Source organism: Thalassospira permensis NBRC 106175 (assembly GCF_000714555.1).
Taxonomy (GTDB): Bacteria; Pseudomonadota; Alphaproteobacteria; order Rhodospirillales; family Thalassospiraceae; genus Thalassospira; species Thalassospira xiamenensis.
In genome coordinates, this window is the sequence record NZ_AUNC01000004.1 from 16,390 (window position 1) to 40,350 (window position 23,961).

18 protein-coding genes and 1 riboswitch are annotated in these 23,961 nt (G+C 53.7%); of the genes, 9 read left to right on the forward strand and 9 right to left on the reverse strand.

The window, feature by feature from the left end; all coding sequences use genetic code 11:
- Nucleotides 1–1,114: 1,114 nt before the first annotated feature.
- The 3 genes from SMB34_RS03510 to SMB34_RS20575 are packed head-to-tail and all read right to left on the reverse strand — an operon-like array spanning nucleotide 1,115 to nucleotide 9,286.
- Nucleotides 1,115–1,522, reverse strand: a complete 408-nt coding sequence (locus SMB34_RS03510) for a hypothetical protein (protein ID WP_007092564.1) — start codon at nucleotides 1,520–1,522, stop codon at nucleotides 1,115–1,117.
- On the reverse strand, nucleotides 1,519–7,575 hold the full coding sequence (locus SMB34_RS03515; RefSeq protein ID WP_037987698.1) for a two-partner secretion domain-containing protein: 6,057 nt from the start codon (nucleotides 7,573–7,575) through the stop codon (nucleotides 1,519–1,521). Before SMB34_RS03515 ends, SMB34_RS03510 begins: the two co-directional genes overlap by 4 nt.
- A gap of 22 nt (nucleotides 7,576–7,597) precedes the next feature.
- A complete protein-coding gene (locus tag SMB34_RS20575; RefSeq protein ID WP_084716472.1) occupies nucleotides 7,598–9,286 on the reverse strand; it encodes a ShlB/FhaC/HecB family hemolysin secretion/activation protein in 1,689 nt (562 codons plus the stop codon).
- Nucleotides 9,287–9,688: 402 nt separating this feature from the next.
- A riboswitch (TPP riboswitch) is annotated at nucleotides 9,689–9,800 on the forward strand.
- Between SMB34_RS20575 and SMB34_RS03525 the strand changes: the two genes are divergently transcribed.
- The 4 genes from SMB34_RS03525 to SMB34_RS03540 all read left to right on the forward strand — a co-directional run bounded on the left by SMB34_RS03525 (nucleotide 9,791) and on the right by SMB34_RS03540 (nucleotide 13,620).
- Nucleotides 9,791–10,615, forward strand: a complete 825-nt coding sequence (locus SMB34_RS03525) for an ABC transporter ATP-binding protein (RefSeq protein WP_156962632.1) — start codon at nucleotides 9,791–9,793, stop codon at nucleotides 10,613–10,615. It overlaps the preceding riboswitch by 10 nt.
- The gene (locus SMB34_RS03530; RefSeq protein ID WP_051682104.1) at nucleotides 10,612–11,415 is read left to right on the forward strand and encodes an ABC transporter permease; all 804 of its coding nucleotides are present in this window, start codon (nucleotides 10,612–10,614) and stop codon (nucleotides 11,413–11,415) included. The genes SMB34_RS03525 and SMB34_RS03530 overlap by 4 nt, the downstream gene beginning before the upstream one ends.
- A gap of 71 nt (nucleotides 11,416–11,486) precedes the next feature.
- Complete coding sequence (locus SMB34_RS03535) at nucleotides 11,487–12,440, forward strand: ABC transporter substrate-binding protein (RefSeq protein WP_037987700.1); 954 nt, start codon at nucleotides 11,487–11,489, stop codon at nucleotides 12,438–12,440.
- A 136-nt stretch (nucleotides 12,441–12,576) separates the two neighbouring features.
- Nucleotides 12,577–13,620, forward strand: coding sequence for an MBL fold metallo-hydrolase (locus SMB34_RS03540; RefSeq protein ID WP_037987701.1), 1,044 nt, complete (start codon nucleotides 12,577–12,579; stop codon nucleotides 13,618–13,620).
- Between the two features lie 286 nt (nucleotides 13,621–13,906).
- Here the strand turns inward: SMB34_RS03540 and SMB34_RS03545 are convergent, their stop codons facing one another.
- Complete coding sequence (locus tag SMB34_RS03545; RefSeq protein WP_051682110.1) at nucleotides 13,907–15,229, reverse strand: NAD(P)/FAD-dependent oxidoreductase; 1,323 nt, start codon at nucleotides 15,227–15,229, stop codon at nucleotides 13,907–13,909.
- 93 nt (nucleotides 15,230–15,322) lie between these two features.
- On the opposite strand from SMB34_RS03545, the gene SMB34_RS03550 reads away from it, so the two are divergent.
- Nucleotides 15,323–16,480: a trans-sulfuration enzyme family protein gene (locus SMB34_RS03550; RefSeq protein ID WP_037987769.1), complete on the forward strand. Its 1,158-nt coding sequence runs from the start codon at nucleotides 15,323–15,325 to the stop codon at nucleotides 16,478–16,480.
- 48 nt (nucleotides 16,481–16,528) lie between these two features.
- Nucleotides 16,529–17,584 (forward strand): ChaN family lipoprotein, encoded by a 1,056-nt coding sequence (locus SMB34_RS03555; RefSeq protein WP_037987702.1) that lies wholly within the window; start codon nucleotides 16,529–16,531, stop codon nucleotides 17,582–17,584.
- 20 nt (nucleotides 17,585–17,604) lie between these two features.
- Here the strand turns inward: SMB34_RS03555 and SMB34_RS03560 are convergent, their stop codons facing one another.
- From SMB34_RS03560 to SMB34_RS03580, 5 genes are all read right to left on the reverse strand, one after another.
- Entirely contained in the window at nucleotides 17,605–18,147 is a 543-nt protein-coding gene (locus SMB34_RS03560) for a Panacea domain-containing protein (RefSeq protein ID WP_007091596.1), read from the reverse strand.
- A gap of 112 nt (nucleotides 18,148–18,259) precedes the next feature.
- Nucleotides 18,260–18,706, reverse strand: a complete 447-nt coding sequence (locus tag SMB34_RS03565) for a hypothetical protein (protein ID WP_037987704.1) — start codon at nucleotides 18,704–18,706, stop codon at nucleotides 18,260–18,262.
- 125 nt (nucleotides 18,707–18,831) lie between these two features.
- Nucleotides 18,832–19,359, reverse strand: coding sequence for an adenine phosphoribosyltransferase (locus tag SMB34_RS03570; protein WP_007091598.1), 528 nt, complete (start codon nucleotides 19,357–19,359; stop codon nucleotides 18,832–18,834).
- A 123-nt stretch (nucleotides 19,360–19,482) separates the two neighbouring features.
- Nucleotides 19,483–19,704, reverse strand: a complete 222-nt coding sequence (locus SMB34_RS03575; RefSeq protein ID WP_007091599.1) for a hypothetical protein — start codon at nucleotides 19,702–19,704, stop codon at nucleotides 19,483–19,485.
- Nucleotides 19,705–19,944: 240 nt separating this feature from the next.
- Nucleotides 19,945–20,211 carry a hypothetical protein gene (locus SMB34_RS03580; RefSeq protein WP_037987706.1) on the reverse strand — a complete coding sequence of 89 codons (267 nt, stop codon included), beginning with the start codon at nucleotides 20,209–20,211 and terminating at the stop codon, nucleotides 19,945–19,947.
- Between the two features lie 261 nt (nucleotides 20,212–20,472).
- Here SMB34_RS03580 and SMB34_RS03585 point away from each other — a divergent pair, with 261 nt between their 5' ends.
- The 3 genes from SMB34_RS03585 to SMB34_RS03595 all read left to right on the forward strand — a co-directional run bounded on the left by SMB34_RS03585 (nucleotide 20,473) and on the right by SMB34_RS03595 (nucleotide 23,932).
- The gene (locus SMB34_RS03585) at nucleotides 20,473–22,185 is read left to right on the forward strand and encodes a methyl-accepting chemotaxis protein (RefSeq protein ID WP_240478737.1); all 1,713 of its coding nucleotides are present in this window, start codon (nucleotides 20,473–20,475) and stop codon (nucleotides 22,183–22,185) included.
- 222 nt (nucleotides 22,186–22,407) lie between these two features.
- Entirely contained in the window at nucleotides 22,408–23,202 is a 795-nt protein-coding gene (locus tag SMB34_RS03590) for a motility protein A (RefSeq protein WP_007091602.1), read from the forward strand.
- A gap of 37 nt (nucleotides 23,203–23,239) precedes the next feature.
- On the forward strand, nucleotides 23,240–23,932 hold the full coding sequence (locus SMB34_RS03595) for an OmpA/MotB family protein (protein WP_051682111.1): 693 nt from the start codon (nucleotides 23,240–23,242) through the stop codon (nucleotides 23,930–23,932).
- Nucleotides 23,933–23,961 lie beyond the last annotated feature (29 nt).

The window sequence follows — 23,961 nt, forward strand, 5'->3', positions numbered from 1 at the left end:
TGGAATATATAGAGCGACTGCATCGCCATTTGAAAGTGCACCTGCATCTTGCCCCAATCTTTACCCGACCACTCCCATATTTCCACCAGTCTCATACTCGGTCTGTGCAACATCCCCCTAACGGGTCGTACTATTGCCGCCAAGCTAATGACCTCGGAATCCGGACGGGTGCAACGGCCCGGCACTCAGCCGCAAGCCACACTTCCCGCAACCGGAAAAAGAACAAACCTCGGGCTTTCGCAAGCCTCATCATCAGACAGCCTTCAGGCTCATCGCTCCCACCGGCTCCACCAACGGATATCCCAACGACCACCCACGGCCTTGTTGCCCGCCCCTCCCCCATCCGACAATGTCATGACCACCGAAGCCCGAACACACCTCGGGCCTCCAGCAACCTCGCCAACTGACGCCCCACGGACCGCCCGGCTGCTCATTGCCCGCCCCGGCCACGGCGACAACTTGCCATTCCAACATCCAGACACACCTCGGACCGCCGCCATTTTCACCCGCAGACGGATTTCGGGCGCACTGCGCCCAACCTGTCCACCACCGACGGGCCGCAATCCGATGCCGCCGCTGCTGCCATTGCTGCCGCTTCCGGCAAATTCGGGGTCCGTTCCCCGACAAGACGCACCTCTCCCGTCATGACAAACAAGCGCATTAAAAGCATATTAGAACCGGCGCGGAATGCCGCCGTAATGGCTCCGCCATCCGCCGACGCATATCCTGCGGGGTGCCCAGCCGCCCTGCCTCAATCCTTGCCGCTGCATCCTGATCCCCTCTTTGATCTGGTCCCAAACGCAAAAACCCGCGAGGCACAAGGCCTTGCGGGTTTCGGTCCGGGTACATTTCTCCCGTTGACTTTGTCTTTATGCCACAAATAAAAGAACAAATCAAGAACTTTTTTTTTAGGAAATATGAAAACCGCATACAGATCCAAAGGGACAGACTTTTTATACTTTAGGTTGCCCCAACCGGCCAAGATCACCAGATTGTTAAACGCCATGACAGCAAGCTTGCTTTAGGCAATAGGCCTAAAACCCGACATTGATGCCGATTGAAGAGCATTACAGCCTGTGCCCAAATTAAATCTGTCCCCTTTTTCTAAAGACTTTCACGTCTTTCGCACTATCTGAGACATGTCACGCCACTTTATCTCTTTGGGGAACGGTTCAGACTCAAAAAATGCTTTGAAAACCGCCACAACATCTTCAACGAACAACACCTCATCAGGCTCCATCGTCATGTGGCCGCCACCAAACATAAGAGTCTGCTGCCCTTTGAACGGGACCTTTGCCACCTCAAGATGTGCTCGCCAATGCCTATCGCTTGGCTTTTCACGCATTTCCAGTACGCAATTAACTCGACCGCCAGCAACTTGTAAGTAGGATCCATCCGGTTTCGTCAAGCTAGCATAGGATTGTGGCCCATAGCTTTTCAAAGCGCGAAGCGCTTTTTCGACCTTTGAAAACTCGTGAACTTGCGCAGGCTTTTTCTTTTCTACTTCAAGGAGCATTTTCATGGCAGATATATCGTAATGTTTCCGACTACAGTTTCACCAGCCAATTGTCCGACACCGTCAGCACCGAACTGGTTGATGTACATGTCATTGAAGTCTTGCTGAGGCGTTTTAGTTGCCCCGCCACTCTTGTATTCTATTCCCCATAATTCGCCACTGTCCGTACGAACGACTGCATCATAGCGCCGGTTTCCAACAGCTCCCCTGACAGTCAGCTCTTCACCCACTACATCGAATCCGTTGTCACGCAAATACTGGGTATATTCCTGAGCAGATTTCGTTCCCGGAGAAGGTAGCCCTCCCTGACTTGCAAATTTCCCGTCCGGCGTCCTAAAGCTTCCATCGGGGTACTCACGAATTGGAACACCATCTGCCGTATTTGGGGAATTTATACCACCATTCTTATGGTTTGCAATCTGCCGGGCAATATCGTCAACCTTATCGGTCAACCCAGCCTTGCGAGCAAGTTCATAGGACTTCTCAAGAATCTTGAGCTTGCCCACCGAAACATCAATGACCGCATTGAGGCCAGCCTCCAGAAGGGCATCTTCAAACTGCTCGTCGGTCAGTTCGCCATTGGCATAAGCAGTAACCAATTCATATGCGGTTGTCGCATTGTCATAAAGCTCATAAGCCGTCCATGCGATCATTGCCCCCTGAACCAGAAGAATGACAGCAGGAAGGATATTGTCCTCTGCAACACTCTGGCCCGCATCGGCCCCGATATAGACCTCGTTGCCGCTTGTCGCGATCAAGGCTGCCGATGCCGCACCAACCAGACGCCCAACATCAACCCCGTTCTGACGCCACTCTGCAAACATGGCATTCATGGTGTCGCGTTGTTCTGGCGTGATTTCGTCGGGTTTCTCCAAGTCAATTCCTGTAAAGTTCTGAATGTCTTGAAGGGTGCTCTCTTCAGTCATCCACTGATAGAGCTCGGCTGATACCGCACCGCCGACACCGCCTGCGGCCCCCGCCGCACAGCCGCCGGACTGCGAAATCTCGCCACGCGCACAGCCCAGTGCCGCATGGGCAACCTTGTGCCAAAGCCAGGTTCCCGGATCGACACTGGTTGTGCCGTCGGCATTGGTCGTCATCATAGAGTTGTATTCGGCACCGATTTCAGCCGCCAGCGACGCGCCTATCGTGCTGGCAGCCGCCAGACGCAGATTACCAATCAGACTGTCGCTAAAGTCTTCGCCGGTAATGGCGCTACCGATCCCACTACGGATAACACCATCAATGCTGTTATCCAGAAGTGTTGTCACAAATTCGGGAGACTTGCCCAAGTCCTCAAATCCGAAAGTATCGAGATTAATGGATTGCGTCGCACCCGCGGTCAGGGCACCTACAACAATGTTGCGCAAAGTATTGCTGGAGAATATTGACTGGAAAGCACCACGCATGTCGCCTGACACAGCACCGTTGGCAACAGAGGTGGTAACAGTGGTTGCAACTCCCGCCAACGCTGCGTTGATCATCGTCATCGCGGTGATCTGGGCAACCGATCCAGCATAGGTGACACCGGCAATCGTTACCGAAGCCGCACCGGCACCACCTGCAGTGGCACCGGTCATTGCCGCAGCCAACCCTGCCGTTGCCCCCGCTGTCAGAATGGCCGTCGCAATCGCGATAAGCGCCATCGCACCGCCGCCAAGGCCGGAGCTTTGGTCGTACCAGGTGCGATAGATTTCCTCCACACCCTGCCAGTCGACATTGTCCATGCCTTGCAGGTCGGCAAGATATTCAAGGCCGGGCGCCTCGGCCAACTGGGCGATGTCGGTGGCAAAATCGCCGGTAGAGCGGTATTCAACCACCACCCCGCCCGGGCTTTCGATGACGAAATCACCGCCCGATTCAAGGATGGCATGACGGACCACTTCCTTCTCGTGGCCATATTCCGTCATCGTCCACTTGAGCGTGCCGCCCTCATATTCCGAAACCGACAGGTAATCGCGTTCCTTGTCGGTCAGAAGCCAGAGCTTGGCATCCGGATCGGCAAACGGGCCCTTGCCAACACTGATGTTCAAATCGCCCCCGGCCGAAACCCGGCTGGCACGAATGGTGGTGTCCGATCCCGACTGGGTGGTCAGATCAGCAAGCGAGGTGACCTCGGCCCCCTTGATTTCCGTCAGATCATGGATTTCCGTGCGCGAGCTGGATCCCCCGAACATTCCGCCCAAACGCCCGGTTTTCTCGACCTTGTGTTCACGGTGATGCTGTTCCTGAAGGGATGTAATCGTCAGCCCGCCAAAGGCGGTAATGTCAATATCGCCACCGCTTTCGACTTCGGACCCGGCAATGGCGATATTGCCCATGGCATTGAGCGACATGTCATCGCCGCTCGACAGCACACTTTCCTGATAAGTCAGGTGGCTCTCGTTAAGGCTTTCGGATTTCTTCTTGCCAAAGAAACCGCCGCCGCCAGAGCTCGACTTGGAGGAATAGCTTGAATTTTCAGCACCCGCCACAATCGACAGGTCGTTAAACGCCATGACATCAAGCTTGCCATCGGCGGAAACCGTCGATGCCTCGATCCCGACATTGGTGCCTGAAAGATTGACATCACCACCGGCAACAATCGCCGAGGTCACCAGATCTTCGGAATGGGCCTTGGACGATGACTTGCCGCTAGTTTGGGAATAATCATGCACATTACGGGCGGAACCGATCAAAAGATCGCCAGAAGCCGAAAGGCTGACATCACCACCAACTTCCGCCTTGGTGCCAATCACGGCCACATCTTTAGCAGCCTCGATCTTAAGGTTACCGCCAACATCAAGCGCCCCGCCCTGATGGGTGACAGCCGTGCCTTTGCCACTGCCGGTTTTGACGCGCTTGGTTGTGAACTGTTCGCAATCTCCGTCCGAACCACAGCCAGGATTTCGGGTTGTCACATCGGAATAGAATTCGCGGGTGAATTCAGTCCGCTCTTCAATTGTCTCGATCCGGACATCACCGCTAGCACTGTTGATCGTGACATCATTACCGGCCGAAACATCGACAGCAGCAAGACGCACTTCCTGATCACCGGAAAGCGAGATATCGCCACCAGACTTAAGATCGCCGCGTTCAAGATCGATCGTATCGGCAACAATTGTGGTTTCGCTGTCGCTTGTGATCTGGCCACCGGCGATCTGCTTCACCTCTCCCGCGACGATATCAACCTTGTCTGCAGAAATCAGGGCACCGTTACGCTTGTCAAGAAACGCCGTCACAGAAGACAGGGGCTTTGCGCCATTATCCGTGGACGACGGAAGAGCAAGAGCAAGCTCAAGCTGCTCGCTGATCAAATCGTTTCGTGCCTGGGCCGCACCATTGCCGCCAAGAACCTGCGCATTGCGAATTTGCTGTGTTGCCCATGCCTGACGTACCGTCGGGTCGTTTGAGGCAAGAACTTCAAATGCCCGTAATTCATTCTGTTCAATCAGCGGTTCGAAATCGAGACGACTGAACAGGTATGGCGAGGACATGAATGCATCGAGCTCGCCAGTTGCGGGGGTCTCAAAATTCTCGTGCGCAACCTCAAGGACCTCTTCCAGCTCCTGCTTGAGATTATCAAGGGTCGATGTTGCTGCGCCGGGTGTCGAGATTTCCGCCGTAGGCGCGATGGTGCTTTTGGAGGGTTTTGGAACTTCCGCGGTCAGGCGATTGCTGGTGCTTTGCAGATGCACACCAATATCAGCCAACAGCTGCGCCGCACTGCGACTGCCGATTGTCATATTGTTCAAGGAATCGGTAACCGAAATATTCAGGTCACCATGGGCCTGTATCACCCCACCGAAAGTATCGGCAAAATCAAGAACCCCTTCATGACAGGTAAAGCATCCGCGTTTGTGCACTTCGTGGCGTGTCTGGCTGGCCCCGAACGAAGTGTTCGTAAGGTTTTCAGCGGTAATATCAAGATTTTCACCCGCCTGAATCGCGCCGTAGATATTGTTAATGTTTTTCGCTTCAAGGCGAATATTTCGCCCGGCCTTCAATTCAGCCAGAACACCATCATCGTTCAACGTGTCCTGGGTAATCGTGACCAAGATGGTATAATTTTCGCCCGATCCCGAACGGATCGATTTCCAGAGATTGCTGATTTCCGGCAGGATGGCCCCGTCCTTCACATAAGACGGGTTCAGGGCCGCAAGTGTTTCGGCACTGATAGCCTGCCCAGACGACAGGCTTTCCCAAAGGGCCAGATATTGCGGAAGATATTCCGCCTTGATGGAACCAGGCTCTGCCCCTCCGGTAACTGGCTCCGGAGCTTCAGGCGCTTCAGGCGCACCTTCCCCGCCTTCGGGAGAAGAAGGTTCTTCTGGCGCAACAACGGGTTCTGGCACACGCGCAGAGTCCGCCATCATGTCGCGCATGAATTCTACAATCGAAGGAACGCCTGCTTCGGATGCTTTACTGCTCAGACGACCGAAATAAGTAACCCAAGACGAGCCAAGCGTATTTCCACCACTTCCGATTGCCGATGATTGCAGCAGGGCCAGAATTTCCGGCTCAAGCTGCGTTGCATTTGTCAGGTCTCCAGAAAACAGCTGCTCCCAAAGTAAAGCATAGTCTTCTGTGTATTCCGTTTTCAGAGAACCATCTGCATTAAAGAACGTCGCAGAAACCAATCGACTGCGAATATCGCCATTTGGATTAACCGGCCCCGGCGTTTCGTAAAACTGATAGATATTCTCTTTGATATTGGCTGTCGGTGCAGTGCCTTGGTTGACAATATTCTGAGCCTTGATTTCAAGGTCACCGCTATAGGCTTCAATACGCCCGTTCCGGTTCAGAACATAATTGGCCCGACCATCATCTGCGGCGGCATATCCGATCTGGACATTATCATTGGCCCAAAGAATGCCGCCTTCATTCCTTACATCCGGCGCATCAATAGCGAGGTCACCATATGCGGCCACAACACCGCTGTTTTGTATGTTCTGACCGGCTGTAAGGGCTGTATCCCCGCTTGAACGGATCATGCCGGTGCTGCCAGATGCTATCGTCTCTTGGGCTGTCAGGCTTACATTGGCGTCCGAGTTCAGCTGTCCGCTGTTTTCAATATTTTTTGCCGACACAGAAAGTTCTTTGGCACTTTTCAGACTTCCCGCATTTTCAAAGTCGTCCGTCGTATTGATGGTCGTCGCCTCTCCGGACGAAACGACAGCCGATCCGCCAAGACTGATCTTGCCATTGGCATCAAGAGCAAGATTTCCCGCCGACGCGACAGCACCATTCATATTCACGCCAACCCCGTCATCCGTCGCGATGAGGTGAATATAATCAGCGTACATTCCGCCAAGTGCGGCAACGTCTATGGCAACTTCCGGAACGGCACCGCTTCCGGAAATCTCGCCGGTGCTCAAAGACGCGTAATCAACCGCATTGCTGCCCGCAATGACGTTAAGTTGTTTCGCCCTGACTTTGGCAGCGTCGCGAATGGCGATGGTTCGGGCAATCAGGTCAATCTGGTCGTTTGCCTGGTTGCCGCTAATGGCATCCAGCCCATTTCCGTTAATCAGAATATCGCCACGCGTAACGTCAAAACCCGCCAGATCACCAGAAGCATTGATATTTGCTTGCCCGGTGGAAAGGGTTGCCCTGCTCGTGTTGATGAAACCGCAACCATTACAGGTAATCCCATTTTCGTTCACGATAACGACCTGGGCTTTCTTGCCTGCAACCTCAAGCAGACCATTCATCTGAGAGCGGGAACCACCGATGATCTGGTGAAGGATCGTCGATGCTTCCTGTCCGGCGCGAAGGTTGGGGTTACCCTCGATATAACCCTTTTCAAGCTGCGAATAGGCAATCGTTGCCGAATTGTTATCGATTGCGCCCTGATTGGGGATATTAAAGCTGCTGTGAATGTTGTTCGACAGCCCTTTGGAGTTGGGCGTGTTGATATTGTAAATCGTAAGCCCGTTTCTCGACTGATCAACAGAAGAGCGGTCTGTATTTGCTGCTTGCTGGGCTCCTGCCACTACAGGAGAAAGCGTATAAAGCACTGCGGCAAGCAGTGCTGCGCTTTTCTGAATACCAGGAAACAATTTGCCAAGATAATCCATGACTTAATCCCCAACTCTGCAGCTAAAACGACAGAGACGCTTGCGCGTATTTGATTATTCCGGAATCCGTAAAGGCCTCGGGTCTGCGAAGAGCCCGGGCAACGACCAGATCAAGATTGAAAGCACCCAAAAAGTTGACCCGCAGCCCAAGTGACGTCCCGACAAGCAAGGGGGCGTCATAGGTTTCGCGATCATCTTTGCTTAGTTCGACATAACCGGCGTCCAGTCCCCAGACGACGTCGGCACTCGCGTCATTGTCTTGAAAAATGCGATAGCTGAGATCGTTGCGTGTCGATATTCCGGACCTTCCGGACAAACTGTCTTCTCTGAAACCGCGGATGCTGAAATACCCGCCACCAATTGCAAACTTGTCAGAACTCGCGAGATTATCTTCAGAGTATTGAGCATTGATTTGGTGACCAAGACGCACCTGTCCCTCTGCAAAACTGGCTTGAAGCGCAGAACTTGCAGTGAACAACAGGGGTTCAGGATTGATATCCGGATCAAGTGGCGGCTCTGCACCAAGCGCATCCAATCCGCGGATCGCGTTAACAGACCAATCGTGATAGCCATTTTCGAAATTCAGGCGCCCGCTTAGTCCAAATTTTGACTTGGTTGCGAAACGCCTCTGAACAACGACTTCAAAATCATCAAGGAAATTTCTGGATCGCGAAGTTTCAAGCCCGGCAACGGCATAAAATTTGGCCTTTTCTCCGCGCCAAATTAAGCGTTGAATATCCGTCGAAACCCAATGGCTTCGACCATAAACCGGCAGATTCTGATTGATGGCGGGCAGGATAAAACCGTATTCGCTGTATCCTGCTCCAACATTGAAACTCCAGTTTCCAAAAGGAACAAAATAGCTGCCGCTTGTACTTCTGGAATAGGTATCGCTGGACGTGAGCCCTTTAACAGTAGAGGACGCGCTTATCTGGATCGTGTCATTCAGGTTAAGAAGGTTGTCGTAATAAAGACTTCCCCCGGTTTTCTGGCGCCCTGTGTTTTTATAGCCGAAATTATTAAAAGTGATATTTCCGCCAAAGGGCAGTTCATTTGCCGCCGACAGACGAATTATCGAAGTACCCTGCTGCGCGCCCGGATATAGCTTGAACTGCCCTGATTGAGATCGCGGTGAATTAAAGTTTTCTAATGCCTGCTCAATATCCCGGAGATTAACGATATCCCCCTCCTTGAGCGGGAATGCCGAATAAATCCGAGAGTCGGCGGGCTCTCCGCCTTCATAATCAAATCCTTCAACTCTACCGGGAATTATTAGTATCTTCAGAATACCGGTTGAAAGATCCTGCTCTGGCAAATAAACACGTGTCGTTATATATCCGCGATCCGCATAAAATGCGTTCATCTCGTTCAGATAATCGTTCAGATCATTCAATCGAATACATTCGCCGTTCAGGCGGTCGAAAGTATCCGGCACAAGATCCAAACCCTCCAGCCCTTCTATTTCCGTAGTCTCGATAGGGAAACACGGCCCTACAGGCTGCCCCTCATCTTTGGATTTGGGTACAGGTGCATCCAACCTGATATCGGGCCTGCTTTGTGGCTGCGTATTGAAATCCCAATCGCGCTGCTGCTGACGGATTTGCTCTTGCTCTATTGATTTTTGGACGGCTTCAGGCACCTGTTGCGCATAAGACTTATCCGCATAGAAAGCCAGCAATCCGCACATCACTAAGGCACACCGGATACGCATCAGCTTTTCCGGACTTCTGCATAGCGCACAGCCGCACAAGCATGTTCTTCGCAGTTCGGCGCACCGAAAAGATCAGCGCCCGACGCAAATATTCCTAAAAACTCATTTACAACAAAGTTCAATGAAACCATATCAAAGCACGACGCCAATGAATCCCACCAACATTCATTTGCTTTGATTACAGTCATTAATCCTTTTAATGAGTGACAACCGTCACACATTAGAACACATACTTTAAAAAAATTTCTTATTACTTATACTCTGAAATATTAACCTCCACTTTTGAGCACCATGGCATAGGATAGTCCTATAAACTTTGGTATATATTTCGCTTGTCCCATTACGCGGATATCAACATTCAACAACGATACTTGACGTCCCGCCATGATCTGCGCATAGTCCCGTCATCTCCAGGGGGGCCGATCGTGAATCGGCTGAGAGGTTCGGTGTTGCCGGACGACCCTTTGAACCTGAACCGGTTAAGACCGGCGTAGGAAGGATCGCATGCGCAAGACAGAACCAGCGCCGACCCCGGCAACATCCCCAAATCCCCCCGTCATGCCGGGCAACGCAACGCCGTTTGATATTCATCTGCGCGGTGGTCGCGTGGCCTTTAACGGCGACGATATTTTCCATGATCTTGACCTGACCCTGCCCGCCAACAGCGTCACCTGCCTGCTGGGCCCATCGGGTGTCGGCAAAAGCACATTGTTGCGTTATCTCGCAGGGCTGGTCGATGGCGAGGCTGGCGGGGATATTTCCTGCTCGGATGGCAAGCCGCTTTTGGGCCGGGTTGCCTATATGGCGCAGCAGGATTTGCTTCTGCCGTGGCGGAACGTCCGGGAAAATGTGGTGCTGGGGGCGGTGCTTCGCAATCAGCGTCCCGACCTTGCGCGCGCCGATGCGCTGATTGCCAAGGTCGGGTTATCCGATGCCGCCCACCTGCGCCCGGCCGAACTTTCGGGCGGCATGAAGCAACGCGCCGCCTTGGCCCGCACCCTGATGGAAGATCGCCCGGTTGTCCTCATGGATGAACCCTTTTCTGCCCTTGATCCGCTTAACCGCATGCGCCTTCAGGACCTTGCCGCACGGGTATTGCGCGGCAAAACGGTTTTGCTGGTCACCCATGATCCGCTCGAAGCCCTTCGGATTGGCGACCGGGTTCATGTCCTGCGTGGTACCCCCGCGGTCCTGAGTGACGCCATGCTTCCGGCGGGCACAATCCCGCGCGATGTCACCGATCCGGAAATACTCCGCCATCAGGCCGAACTGCTCCGTCAACTTGGCGCCACCGCCGAGGAACTCAACCGGGCGGAGGATCTGGCATGACCAACCGAACAACGCCCCGCCCCCCGCTGACCGAACGGCGTCTGCTGAAACTCGCCCGGCCTTTCATCATCATTGCCGCCCTGATCGCGACATGGCAGATTGTTGTGTCTGTGACCGGCGCACCGAAATATATGCTGCCTGCCCCTTATGAAGTCTGGCTGACCCTGATCAAGCGTCATGACGTGTTGCTTGACCACGCCAGATACACGATTGCCGAAACAGTGATCGGGCTTTTTGCCGGGGCGTCACTGGGGGCCTTGGCGGCCCTGCCGATGGCACTTTTTGCACCCGTCCGGTTCTGGCTGATGCCGATCCTGCTGGTGTCGCAGGCGATCCCGTTTTTTGCGCTGGCACCGCTTCTGGTATTATGGCTGGGCTTTGGTCTGGGCTCAAAAATCGCGATGGCGGCCTTGATCATTTTCTTCCCCGTCACGGTCGCGTTTTTTGACGGGTTATCACGCACCGAACCGGGCTTCCTCGACCTTGCCCGCACCATGGGTGCCAGCCGCTGGCGGTTGCTGACCCATGTGCGCCTCCCCGCCGCATTGCCTTCATTTGCCTCTGGTTTTCGGGTCGCGACCGCGGTTGCCCCCATCGGGGCGGTGATCGGCGAATGGGTCGGATCAAGTCATGGCCTTGGCTATCTGATGCTGCATGCCAATGCACGGGTTCAGATCGACATGGTCTTTGCCTGCCTTCTGATCCTGTGCGCCTTTTCGATCACGCAATATTTCCTTGTCGACCGCGCCTTACGTGCGGCCTTGCCATGGCAGCCCGACAGCCTGAAACCGGCAAAATAAACCGAATTCCCCGCCCGAAACTGCGGGGCAGAACATCAAAAATATTCCGATATCCGATAGGAGGTTCATCCATGTCACGCCTGAAATCCATGATCACCGCGGCCACGATTGGCGCGGTTGCGATGGGAATGACCAGCCCGGCCTTTGCCGCCGACAAGCTCACCATACTGCTGGACTGGTTCGTCAATCCCGATCACGCGCCCCTGATTGTCGCCAAGGAAAAGGGCTTTTTTGCCAAGCATGATCTGGATGTTGAACTGATCGAACCGGCCGATCCATCCGCCCCCCCGCGTCTTGTTGCCGCCGGTCAGGGCGATGTTGCCGTCAACTATCAGCCGCAGCTTCACGTGCAGGCCGCCGAAGGCCTGCCGCTAACACGCATCGGTACGCTGGTCGCAACCCCGCTTAATAGCCTGATTGTCCTCAAAGACGGTCCGATCAAGGAAATTGCCGATCTGAAAGGCAAGAAAATCGGTTATTCGCTGGCCGGTTTCGAAGATGCGTTACTCGGCACGATGCTTGGCAAATACGGGGTTTCGATTGACGATGTCGAGCTGGTGAATGTCAATTTCTCGCTCTCGCCCTCGCTGTATTCCGGGCAGGTCGATGCGATCATCGGCGGCTATCGCAATTTCGAGCTCAACCAGATGGAAATCGAAGGCAAACCGGGCAAGGCATTTTATGTCGAGGAAGAAGGCGTTCCGCCCTATGACGAGCTGATCCTGACCGTGCGCAACGACAAAACCGATGATCCGCGCTTTGCCCGCATGCTGGCCGCGCTTGAAGAGGGCGTTCAGTATCTGGTCAATCATCCCGATGACAGCTGGCAGGCCTTTATCGCGGCCTATCCGAACCTGGATGACGAGCTTAACATCAAGGCATGGGCCGATACCCTGCCGCGCTTTGCGCTCCGTCCGGCTGCTGTTGACCGCACCCGTTATGCCCGCTTTGCCGATTATCTCAAGGATCAGGGCATTATCGAAACCGTTCCACCGCTTGACAGCTACGTGACCGTGATCGAATAGACCGATGGAAACGCAGGCCGGAACCTGCCCGGGTTCCGGCCTTTTCCATTGATCAGCCCGCACTTGCACAATTCCCGATCCGCGACACATTCATAAGATCGAAAACAACAATCAGCCGATCAGGGGATTTGACCGCGTGACTGACGAAAAACGCCCAACGCACCACACAGCATTCGGATTTGAAAACCGCTATCCCCTGCCGGAAACCGGCAAAAGATCATTCTGGCGCTTCCTGAAGCGGCGTTATTTCGGCTCTGAAAACTGGCCAAAAGCCAAACACCAGCACGGCAAAATCCCGACCGAGGCCCCGGATATGGACGCGATCCACAATCCCGATCCGGCGCGCCTGCAAGTCACATGGATCGGCCATGCAACGGCTCTGGTGCAATATGGCGGGCTCAATATCCTAACCGACCCGGTCTTTGCCAAACGGGCATCGCCGTTCCGATATGTCGGCCCCAAACGATACAGCCAGCCGGGATTGCGGATCGATCAGTTGCCGACGCTTGATCTGGTGCTGCTGTCGCACAATCATTACGACCATTTCGATGTCGAAAGCCTTGGAAAGATTGGCAATGGCCCGCGCTATATCCTGCCGCTGAAAAACGGAACTCTTCTGGAAAAGGCCGGAATCTCCCCCGACCAGTACGAAGAACTCGACTGGGACCAAAGCCTTTCGCATGGCGGCATTACCATCACCCATGTGCCCAGCAATCACTGGTCGGCGCGCACCACCAAGGACCGCAAGGAAATGCTGTGGGGCGGATATATCCTTGAATTCGCAGATGGCTATCGTTTCTATTTCGTCGGTGATACCGGCTGGAACGAACGGCTGTTTACCGAAATGGGCGAACAATATGGCGGGATCGATTTCGGCCTGATCCCGATCGGGGCTTACGAGCCCAGCGATTTCATGCGCAACGCCCACACCAACCCTGAAGAAGCCATTCAGATCATGCAGGTAATGGGCATCAAGCAGGCGCTTGCCATTCATTGGGGGACTTTTGTCCTGACCGCAGAACCGGTTGACGAACCGCCGGTGCGATTGGCATCGGCACGCAAGGATGCCGACATTGGCGAGAATGACTTTATTGCCGCCCCGATTGGGGCAACACGGTTTTTTGACGGCAAAACCAATCATCAGACGAATGATTTACCCGAAACCAAAGCCGCGCAATAGAGCATAACAGATAGGTGAAGACCGGCAACGTGCAGATCGTTGCCGGTCTTCGAAAGCCGAAACCCTGGCCGCAATGTTTGGGAGAACTGCGATCATGGTCCCAGCTTTAGGCGATTTGTGCTGCACCGAAAAGAGCCAGACCAACACCGGCGACCGATGCAAATTTCATCATGAGCCTCAAATTAAAAGTTACGTTATAACATAACATTTAATTGCATGACAGATACCCTGCGTCAAGACCGTTTGAAAACGATCCCGACGCCAGATTATTCCTCATACAAAAAGATCAGACCCGCGTGCGCGGTTTGCGGATGGTGCCGTCCTCAAACCGTGAAAGCGCCATCCCGGCAAGCGTAATGGATGGCTGTCCGGTCGTGATCCAGTCCGCCAGCACCTTGCCGACCACTGGCCCCATGGCAAATCCGTGGCCGGAAAAACCGGTGGCGACAAAGAAATGTTTTGGATTGTCGAACTGATCGATCACCGGTATGGCATCCGGGGTGACATCGATATCGCCCGCCCATTTATCAACAATACCCACCTGCTTGATTTGCGGAAAAACCTTTTGCAGGTTCGCCATCGCGTTTTTGACGCGCACCTCGTAAGGCTGCGCTTGATTTTCCCGCCGCCCGATCAGTAGTTGTTTCGATGCCGCCGATCCCGGCAAACGATCAACAAGGTCATCTATGAACCGTTTGTTCAGATGGAATTTGAAGGTGGCCCAATTGGCAAACAGGCCCGGTGCAAAATCGCGGGCATATTTGAACCGGCCCAATGTTAAATCCAGATCGGTCATGAATTCGTCAGCGATATTCATCGAGCCATCGGCACGTTGACGAAACGCCAGACCGGCGGCCAATGTACCGGCGGCTGAAATTTCCGGCACCGGGGTGGTGCGGATCACCGTGCCGCGCGTGGTTTGCTGCGGCAGGCGACGGCCGAATTTGGCAACGAATTTATGCGTCGCGGCCCCAGCGGCACAGATCACGTATTTGCATTTGATCTCGCCACGTTCGGATATGACCGAACTGATTGCACCGCCACTCGTTTCAATGCCAATGGCACCGCAACCTTCGGCAATAAAGGCGCCGAGTTCACCGGCACGTTTTGCGATTGCCGGGGCGGCCTTTTTCGGTTCGGCCTGCCCGTCAGACGGGGTATAAATCCCGCCAACGCCGGGGCGCGTGATGCCCGGTGCGATCCTGGCAACCCCCTTGGGATCAAGCACCTGCGTTTCGATATCAAATCCTTTGGCGTCTTCGATCCATTGCTCAAATTCCGCCATTTCGGCATCATCGCGCGCAACGAACATGACCCCGCCCTGCCGCCATTCCAGATCAGCATTCAGTTCCTGTTCAAGCCCCTGCCAGATGCGGTTGCATTCGATCATCAGGGGCAGTTCAACCGGATCGCGGCCCTGCTGACGCACGAACCCCCACGCCCGCCCCGACTGATGCGAGGCAATGGTGTCCTTTTCCAGAAGGACAACCTTCATGCCCGCCTTGGCAAGGTAGTACGCGCTGCTGGCACCATGGATACCGCCGCCGATAACGACAACATCGCATTCTTTGGGAAGGTCGAATTGGGGATCGTTCGTGATATGGGGCATCTGAATCAGTCGTTCTTTTGTTTTCGTTTTGGGATGTGGCGTGTTCCACGTTATGTTGCGCGGCAATAAATGACAACAAAATCAGGTGCCACCATGTCTGCCGATAACAAGAAACAGAACCCCGCAACCATCACGGCTCAGGCCCTGGGCTGGGTCGAGGAAACCACCCGTTCGGTCACCCCGCCGATCTATCCGTCGACCACGTTCGAACGCAATACCGATCTTAGCTATCACGATGGCCGATGCTATACTCGCACCGACAACCCGACCTATGATCAGGCCTGTGCAGTTCTTGACGCGCTCGAAGGTGGCACACAGACGCGGCTTTTCGCATCGGGCATGGCCGCCGCCGTTGCGTTGCTGCATGCCTTATCACCAGGCGATCATGTGGTCGCGCCAAAGGTAATGTATTGGGCACTGCGCAGCTTCATGCTCGATAGCGGTGTGCGCGCCGGTCTGACATTTGATTTTGTTGATAATGGCGACACGGCCCAGTGGGTGAAACATATCCAGCCTGGCAAAACCAGAATGGTCTGGCTGGAAACGCCCGCCAACCCGGACTGGCAGATCACCGATATCGCCGCCGTTGCCGATGCCGCGCACAAGGCCGGGGCGATTGTTGCGGTTGACAATACGGTTGCCACACCGCTTCTGACCCGCCCGATTGAACTGGGTGCAGATATCGTCATGCATTCGGCAACCAAGTATCTTAACGGACATAGTGATGTTCTGGCCGGCACACTTACCACTGCAAACAAGGACAGCGAATTCTGGCAACGCGTTTGCAAACAGCATGCAGGCGGCGGCGGTGTTCTGGGTGTGTTCGAAGCATGGCTGCTTTTGCGTGGTATGCGTACCCTGTCAATCCGGGTCGAACGGGCCAGTGCCAATGCCATGGCAATCGCCCGCCATTTCGAAAACCACCCTGAAATCGCGCAGGTCCAGTATCCCGGCCTTGAAAGCCATATCGGCCATGACATTGCCAAACGCCAGATGACCGGCGGATTTGGCGGCATGATGTCGATCCGGGTCAAGGGCGGCGGCAAACGGGCCGTGGATTTCCACAATCAGTGCAAACTGTTCAAACGCGCGACGTCACTTGGCGGGGTCGAAAGTCTGATTGAACACAGATCATCGGTCGAAGGCCCAACAAGCCCTGTGCCCGATGATCTGTTGCGTTTGTCCGTCGGTATCGAAGATGCCCACGATTTGATCCATGATATTGAAACCGCCCTGAATTTGAGTAAATAAAGTCGGAATGAAAATCGGCCAATCAACGGACTGGAAATTCCACGCGTGATGAAAACTGTGTTTCGTGCCCGCACACGATCTTGTTTCAAACAATCACTTTCGCTGTGTCTTGCTTTTGCAGCAATGATCGCGGCGACGGAATTTCCGGTTCGTTCGGCGCAGGCGCAAGCCCGCACCTCAAGCCAACCGGCAGGCATGCGTGATATTCCCGATGCCAATTCCCTGCCCCCGGCACCGGGACTGATTTTCGATATGGCCGGGCAGCGCTATATCATGTTTGACGACTTGGTTTCGCATCTTGCCGGGACGCGTTTTATCCTGATCGGGGAAAAACACGACAATCCGATCCATCATCATCATCAGGCACAATTGGTCCGCGCGCTAAGCAAACGCGAAGGCACCAAGCGTGCAGTTGTCTGGGAAATGTTTAATCGCGACCAGCAGGAAAGCCTTGATCTGGCTTGGCAGGCTGTACCGCCCGAGGAACTTGGCAGTGAAATGAAGTGGGGCGAAAGTGGTTGGCCATCATGGCATGACTATGCCCCGATTGCCGAGGCGGCAAAGGAAAACGGGCTGCCGATGGTTGCAGGCAATCTGCCCCGGGATGTCCTGCGGCCCATGATCAACGAAGGTATCAGCGCCCTGCCGACCGAGCTTGCGCAAAAGCTCTCCCTGCCGGCGCTACCCGATGATATTGCCGCACGATTTGATCAGGAAATTGCAGTCGGTCATTGCAACATGTTACCCAAATCGCAATTACCTGACTTTTCGCTTGTGCAGTTTGCCCGCGATGCGTCGCTTGCGCGCGCGATGATTGATGCGAACAAAACCATTAGCCCGGATGGCGCATTCCTGATTGCCGGTGCCATGCATGTGCGTGATGACATTGCGGTACCCTACCATCTGCGGCGTTATGCACCTGATATCGACGATAACGACATTGCAGTTGTCATTCTGGTCGAGGCAGATGACCCGGGTGAAGACCTTCCTGGTGTGCGTGATTATGCGCTTCGGATGGGATCAGAAAATGTGGCGGATTTCATGTGGTTCACAAATGATCTGCCACGTGCCGATCCGTGCGAAGACATTCAGATTGGACAATAGGTCCGAGCAAAAACCGAAAATTATTTGATTCGACGGGGCAACCAATCGGTGGTCGCAACCGGTTTGCCCTTATGCGAACGCATGACACGCGGGCGGACAACTTCTTTTGCCTCAGGCGTGGTGGCACTTTTACGGACCGAGGCATAGAAATCCACCATCACCTGAAACGGGATCACTGTCCCCGGCCCCTGTTTATATGCATCAAGATAAGGCGGATGATTGCGCACGGTTTCGCTAAGATGTTCGACAGAGTGATGACCAAACTGCGACCAGATACTTTCGATAAAATGCTGCGTTTTGGGATCAACCGATTTAAGCCGCACATCCGGACGACTTTCTTCCATGACGGCATAGACGTTCGGTTCAATCGGACCAATATCATCTGCGATGAAAACAGCGGGCATCAACATGCGACCGTGATAATTGGCCCCGTAATAGGCCTGCGCCAGATACAGCAGACGATGAAGCTTTTGCGGTTGCAGATATTCGTTGTCGTTTAATGCATGATCAATCAGGCGAAAAACGGCTTCGAATACGGAATTGAGGACCGGCTTGTTCTGCATATCTGCCCCAGCAAACGAAACGCATGGCGGATCACGATCATAATGCCGCTTGGGCACGACAACAAGGACCGGAACGGAATGTATTCACTTTTCAGGGAAATCCGGCAGGCGATCAGATCAAAGCATCAACCCGTGTGCCGCGAATACCCGCACCATGCACAACAGCATTAACCACCGCATAGAATGATGTTCCGCTATTCGCGCTTAGATCGAATGGAATTTCCGGATCAAGAAGGCTTACGAAATCGATATCGCTTTCGGGTGAAATCGCACCTTCGCGGTCGCTTGCCCGACGAGCCGCCGACAGACGGCTTTGTTCGGCGCGCTGGTCTTTCTGATCACCCGCACTTCCCTGCCCGGATTGCTGTTTGCCTTTGCCATCGATATAGGCATTGAACAGGATACCGTCATTATCCGGGTCATAAGTGTAATGTTCGCTGGGAGCCTGAATCTGGCTATTGCGGTCAACCGTCGCCACACCGCGCGCACCAGCAGCCGCAAGTCGGCCATACTGGCTGACCTGGCTTATGGACTGGTTGTTGACGACAGGTACGACCATTTTCCTCTCTCCAGCCGAAACCGGAACATGCTACAGCATTATTCAACCGTAAGATTATATCCGAATTACGGCTCAAAAGAGACAAGAATCGTCATTTTCAGTGGGTATCGAGCTATTTTGAAGCATTAGTCGCCGTCAAATTCGACCAGATGGAAGACATTGACACCGCGATCACGGATTTTTTGTGCCCCGCCAATATCAGGAAGATCGATAATAAAGGCACAACCGGCAACTTCGCCGCCTGCCTTTTCGATCAGATCAATCGCGGCAAGAGCCGTGCCACCGGTTGCGATCAGATCATCCATCACCAGAACACGCTGTCCGGGCTTGATCGCATCGGTGTGCATTTCGATCACATCCGATCCATATTCCAGTTCATATTCGACTTCGATGGTTTCAGCAGGAAGTTTGCCGCGTTTGCGGATCGGAACAAAACCGACACCAAGGGCTACGGCGACCGCCGGGCCGATGATAAAACCGCGCGCCTCAATCCCGACGATCACGTCGATCTGTTTATCCTGAAATTCGGCAGCAAAACTGTCGATCACATCACGCAAACCATCTGCATCGGCAAACAGGGTCGTGATATCGCGAAACATGATCCCCTTTTTCGGGTAATCGGGAATGGTACGGATCAGCGACTTGATCGACATGGGAGAACTCCGGCCGGGGTTAACCTGAAAAACAAAACCGCCATCTTTAACACCAGATGGCGGTTTAAAATCAAGCGTTCCCGAATATTGGCAGCAAATCGGCTTTGCCGCCTGCAATCGCAGCTAGGCCGCGTGCGCCGTGTTTCGATGCATTACGGCGTTGTTTGCCGTGACAAAGTCATTTGCAAGTTTCTTGCTGATTTCAGCACGTGTACCACGCGGCAAACCGGTCCCGGCGGCCTGCCGGTTACCCCATACTGCGCGATAAAGGCGGTAATCATGGTCATTGATCTGACCAAATACTTTTTCGACTTCCATCAAGGTCTGGACATAACTTTTGTTCATGTCAGCCATCCTGTTGCTCGTGATGTTCCGAATGACAATCCCCTTCGGAATAACGACGCCCGGCTTTGCCAGCGCATCGTCAAGCAGCGATATAATCCCCTAAAGGCCGCCTCTCAACGGCAGGACGGTGACAAGATCGGGAATATTTTGTGACACCTCGCCTTAATCGGAAAAAATGCAATCAGAACAAACTGCTATCAGACAGAAAAAAGACGCCAAACGGTGAATAGCCAGCCCGGTTCAGTGCATCTTTTTCTGGGCTTCGGCCTGACGCGCTTCTTCATCAAACTTCTTTTGCAGCGCATCGGCATATTCGCCGTAGATACGGCCTTCGATCGACAGCTCCAGAAACCGGATATAGTCCTGCTGGTTGTCGATTTTGGCGCGTGCAACCGGGATCACATCAAACGGACTTTCAGCATCCAGACCATATTTTCGGATCAGCTCCAGCATTTCGGTTGTGATCTGTTCGAGCTTTTTCTGCGCGTCCGAGAATGAAATGCTCATGATGTTTCCTGTTCTGATATGACAACCACGCGCCTTATGCCCTGCCAGTTACCAGATGACAAGTTTCCGCCCCCGCGAACTATACCGGCGCGCCCTTACCTATCCGAATGATCCAGCCATTTTGCCATCCGACTTGAGACAAATCAAAGACCTGCATCCCGCATGGTCCGATGCTGCATTCGGGACAGTTTGATACGGACCATCAGTGGATCATTGATGGTCTGTGCGCGTGCATTTGCATAATCCATTCGGGGATCAGTGATGAAGTTGTTATCGGCTTTCAATGCCATGGGCATTCGCAAACGCTTTATGTGGGCGTCGGCCTTCGGCGTTACTTCCACGGTGATCATCGCACTTGCCATGATGATGTTTGCCGAAGAAAAGGCAATGGATGCCAAGCTTAATCAGCTAAGCCAGAATGAACTGACATCGCTTCATGCGCTGATTGTAAATGTGATGGCCGCCCGTCCTGATGACTCTGATGACATCGGTATTGATGTTTTCAACAACTGGTTTGAAAGCCGAAATCTGGATTATCCCGGCGAATTATGGTCGGCATGGGGCCCGACCACGCTGGCCTATATGAAGGAATATGGCGACAAGGACCTGAAAACGCCGCGCGATGCGATTGATCAGGAAGCCATTGAAACCGGTCAAACCATTGGACGTTATACCGACGAAGGCACCTATCGCCTGTCGATGCCAATTGTTCTTGGTGTGACCAAAGGTGCCGAACGCGAGGTTTGCTTTAGCTGCCATGGCGCAATGGAAGCCGAAAAGGGCGACGTGATTGCAGTTCTGTCATCAAGTCTTTCGGTTGCCCCCGAACAGGCGAAAACCAATCAGATCCTGATCGGTATTGTGATTGGCGGCATCGTCATTGCACTTGCCACCATCTTTGGCATGCGGTTGCTGCTGTCGAAAATCGTTACCGAACCGCTTAGCAAGCTGGGTTCGGTGATGACCGAACTTGCCGATGGCAAAACCGACCTGATCATCCATGACCTTGACCGCAAGGACGAAATCGGTCGCATGGCACAATCGGTCGATGTGTTCCGCACCAATGCGATTGCAAAAAAACGCATGGAAGTCGAACAGGAAGCGGCATCGCGCAAGCGCGAAAAACGCATGAAAACGCTTGAAAAACACATTGGCGGGTTCGAAGGGGTAATTGCCAATATTGTCGGTTCGGTTTCCACATCGGCCGACCGGATGCAAAGCACGGCCCGTGCCTTGGTCGGTGCCGCCGATCTGGCAAGCAAAAGTGCCACAACCGTTGCTGCCGCCTCCGAAGAAGCCACGGTTAATGTCCGCACCGTGGCCGACGCAGCGGAAAATCTGTCGCATTCGATCACCCAGATCGGCAATCAGGCGCATCATTCAACCGAAATCACCGCCGAAGCATCGCGCGAAGCCGAAGTTTCCAGCAAGACCGTCGCCGGACTTTCAGAAGCCGCCGGTCGCATTGGCGAGATTGTCGAACTGATCAGTGACATTGCTGGTCAAACCAACCTTCTGGCGCTTAACGCAACCATCGAGGCCGCCCGCGCAGGCGAAGCAGGTAAAGGTTTTGCCGTTGTTGCCGCAGAGGTCAAAAACCTTGCCAACCAGACGGCACGCGCAACCAGCGAAATTTCCGAACAGATTTTGGCCATCCAGGAAGAAACCGGCAAAACGGTCCAGTCAATGGACGACATTTCCAACGTTATTTCGCGGATTACCGACATCACAAACACGATTTCCGATGCAGTTCGTGAACAGGCCGATGCCACCGGCGAAATTGCACAGAATGTCGAACAGGCCGCTATTGGCACGCAGGAAGTCAGCAGCAATATCGAACGCGTCAGCGATACGGTGGCCGAAACCGATCAGGCCGCCCACCAGGTCCTGAATGTGGCTGAAGAACTGGGGCAACTTTCGACAGAACTTCGCCGAGAGGTCGATAGTTTCCTGATCAGTATCCGGTCGGCTTGATCCTGAAATTTTCCGGAACTGCATTTTGTGCCTCGCACCATTTCTGGTGGTGCGGGGCTTGTTTTTTTGGTGTACAGCAATTCCCCGGCAAAATCTTGGCATCAAAATTAACCTGACGATAACCGCCAATTTGTCTATTCTGAAAAAAAGGTGTTAAACCTTTAAAATTCTAATCGGGTTGGGGGTATTCGAGCGGCTCACGCTTGGAGAAAATAAAAGACAATGTCTTTTACGACGATCTTGGGGATTCTGGTCGGTTTGGGGCTTTTTGTCGGCTCCATCTTTATTTCGACCGACAACTATTTTGTGTTTATCAGTCTGTCGAGTGCGTTGATGGTGATCGGCGGGACCTTGGCAGCGACTTTTATTGCCTACGAAGCACGCTATGTTCTGCTTGCGCTCAAGCTGATTTTCAAAATCTTTCGGGCACCGCAGATGGGCCGGGGCCAATTGACCGGCGAAGTCGGCCGTGTGGTCAAATGGGGCTATCTGCTTCAGAAAAAAGGCATCAACGCGCTGGAGCAGGAAGCACAGCGCGTCGGCAAGGACGAGCCATTTCTGGGCTGGGCGATGGAAGTCGTCATCACCGGTTATAACGGTGATGAAACCGCCGAAATGCTCCATAACGCGATTGAAAACGCGTTCAGCCGAAATCTGGTACCTGTATCCATCCTGAAAAGCATGGCGGGTGCCGCGCCGGCATTTGGCATGATCGGAACGCTGGTTGGTCTTGTCATCATGCTTGATAAAATGGCCGATGATCCGACACAGCTTGGTTCGGGTCTTGCGATTGCGCTGATCACGACCCTTTACGGGATTGTCGCCGCCAGATTCTTTTTCATGCCGGCCGCCAGCAAAATCCAGCAGCGCGAGGAAATCATGCGGTTTCGCAATTACCTGATTGCCGAAGGCCTGATCATGCTAGCCGATCGCAAGGGACCGCGCGCCATACAGGACAAAATGAATTCGTTCCTTGATCCGGCGATCCATTTCAATATCGACAAGTCCGCAAAATAGCGGCCACAGACAATATGCTTGACGACAGGAGGCCATGATGGCCCGACGCAAATCACCGATGGGGCGACGCCAGGAAGAACTGGTCGAAGAAGACTGGATCGTAACCTATGCCGATGCGATCACGCTTCTGATGGCGTTCTTTGTGATGCTGGTCAGCTTTTCCAAGGTCGAAATCCCTCTTTTCGAAAAAGTACAATCAGGTATTGCCGAACAGATTGGCAAACGCGAGATCGTCCGCCCGACGCAGGTTCTCGAAACCGATCTGAAGGATGTTGTGTTCAACACATCAATGGATAGTGCCGTCAATGTTTCGACCGACGACGAAGGTATTCTGATGGAACTTGGCGGCGGCGCATTTTTCCATCCCGGATCAGCCAATTTGACGCAGGATGCGGTCCTGTTCCTTAAAGATGTTGGGGACCTGTTAAAAGAACCCCGTTATCTTGGCTTTCAGGTCGAAGTGACCGGGCATACTGACGACAGCCCGATCAACACACCACGTTTCCCGTCGAACTGGGAACTGGCGGCCGGGCGATCCATTGCCGTTGTGCGCTTTTTAAGCGCGGTCGGGGTTGATCCGGAAAGTGACCGCATGCGGGCAATTTCCTATGGCGATACCAAGCCGAAATTGCCAAACCGCGGCGATGATGGCAACCCGATCGAAGAAAACCGCGAAGCCAACCGCCGTATTGAAATTCGCATTTTCCCAAAATATTCGCGCGTATTCTGATGTTGGTGGTGCGCGTTCTGCCGGGTACC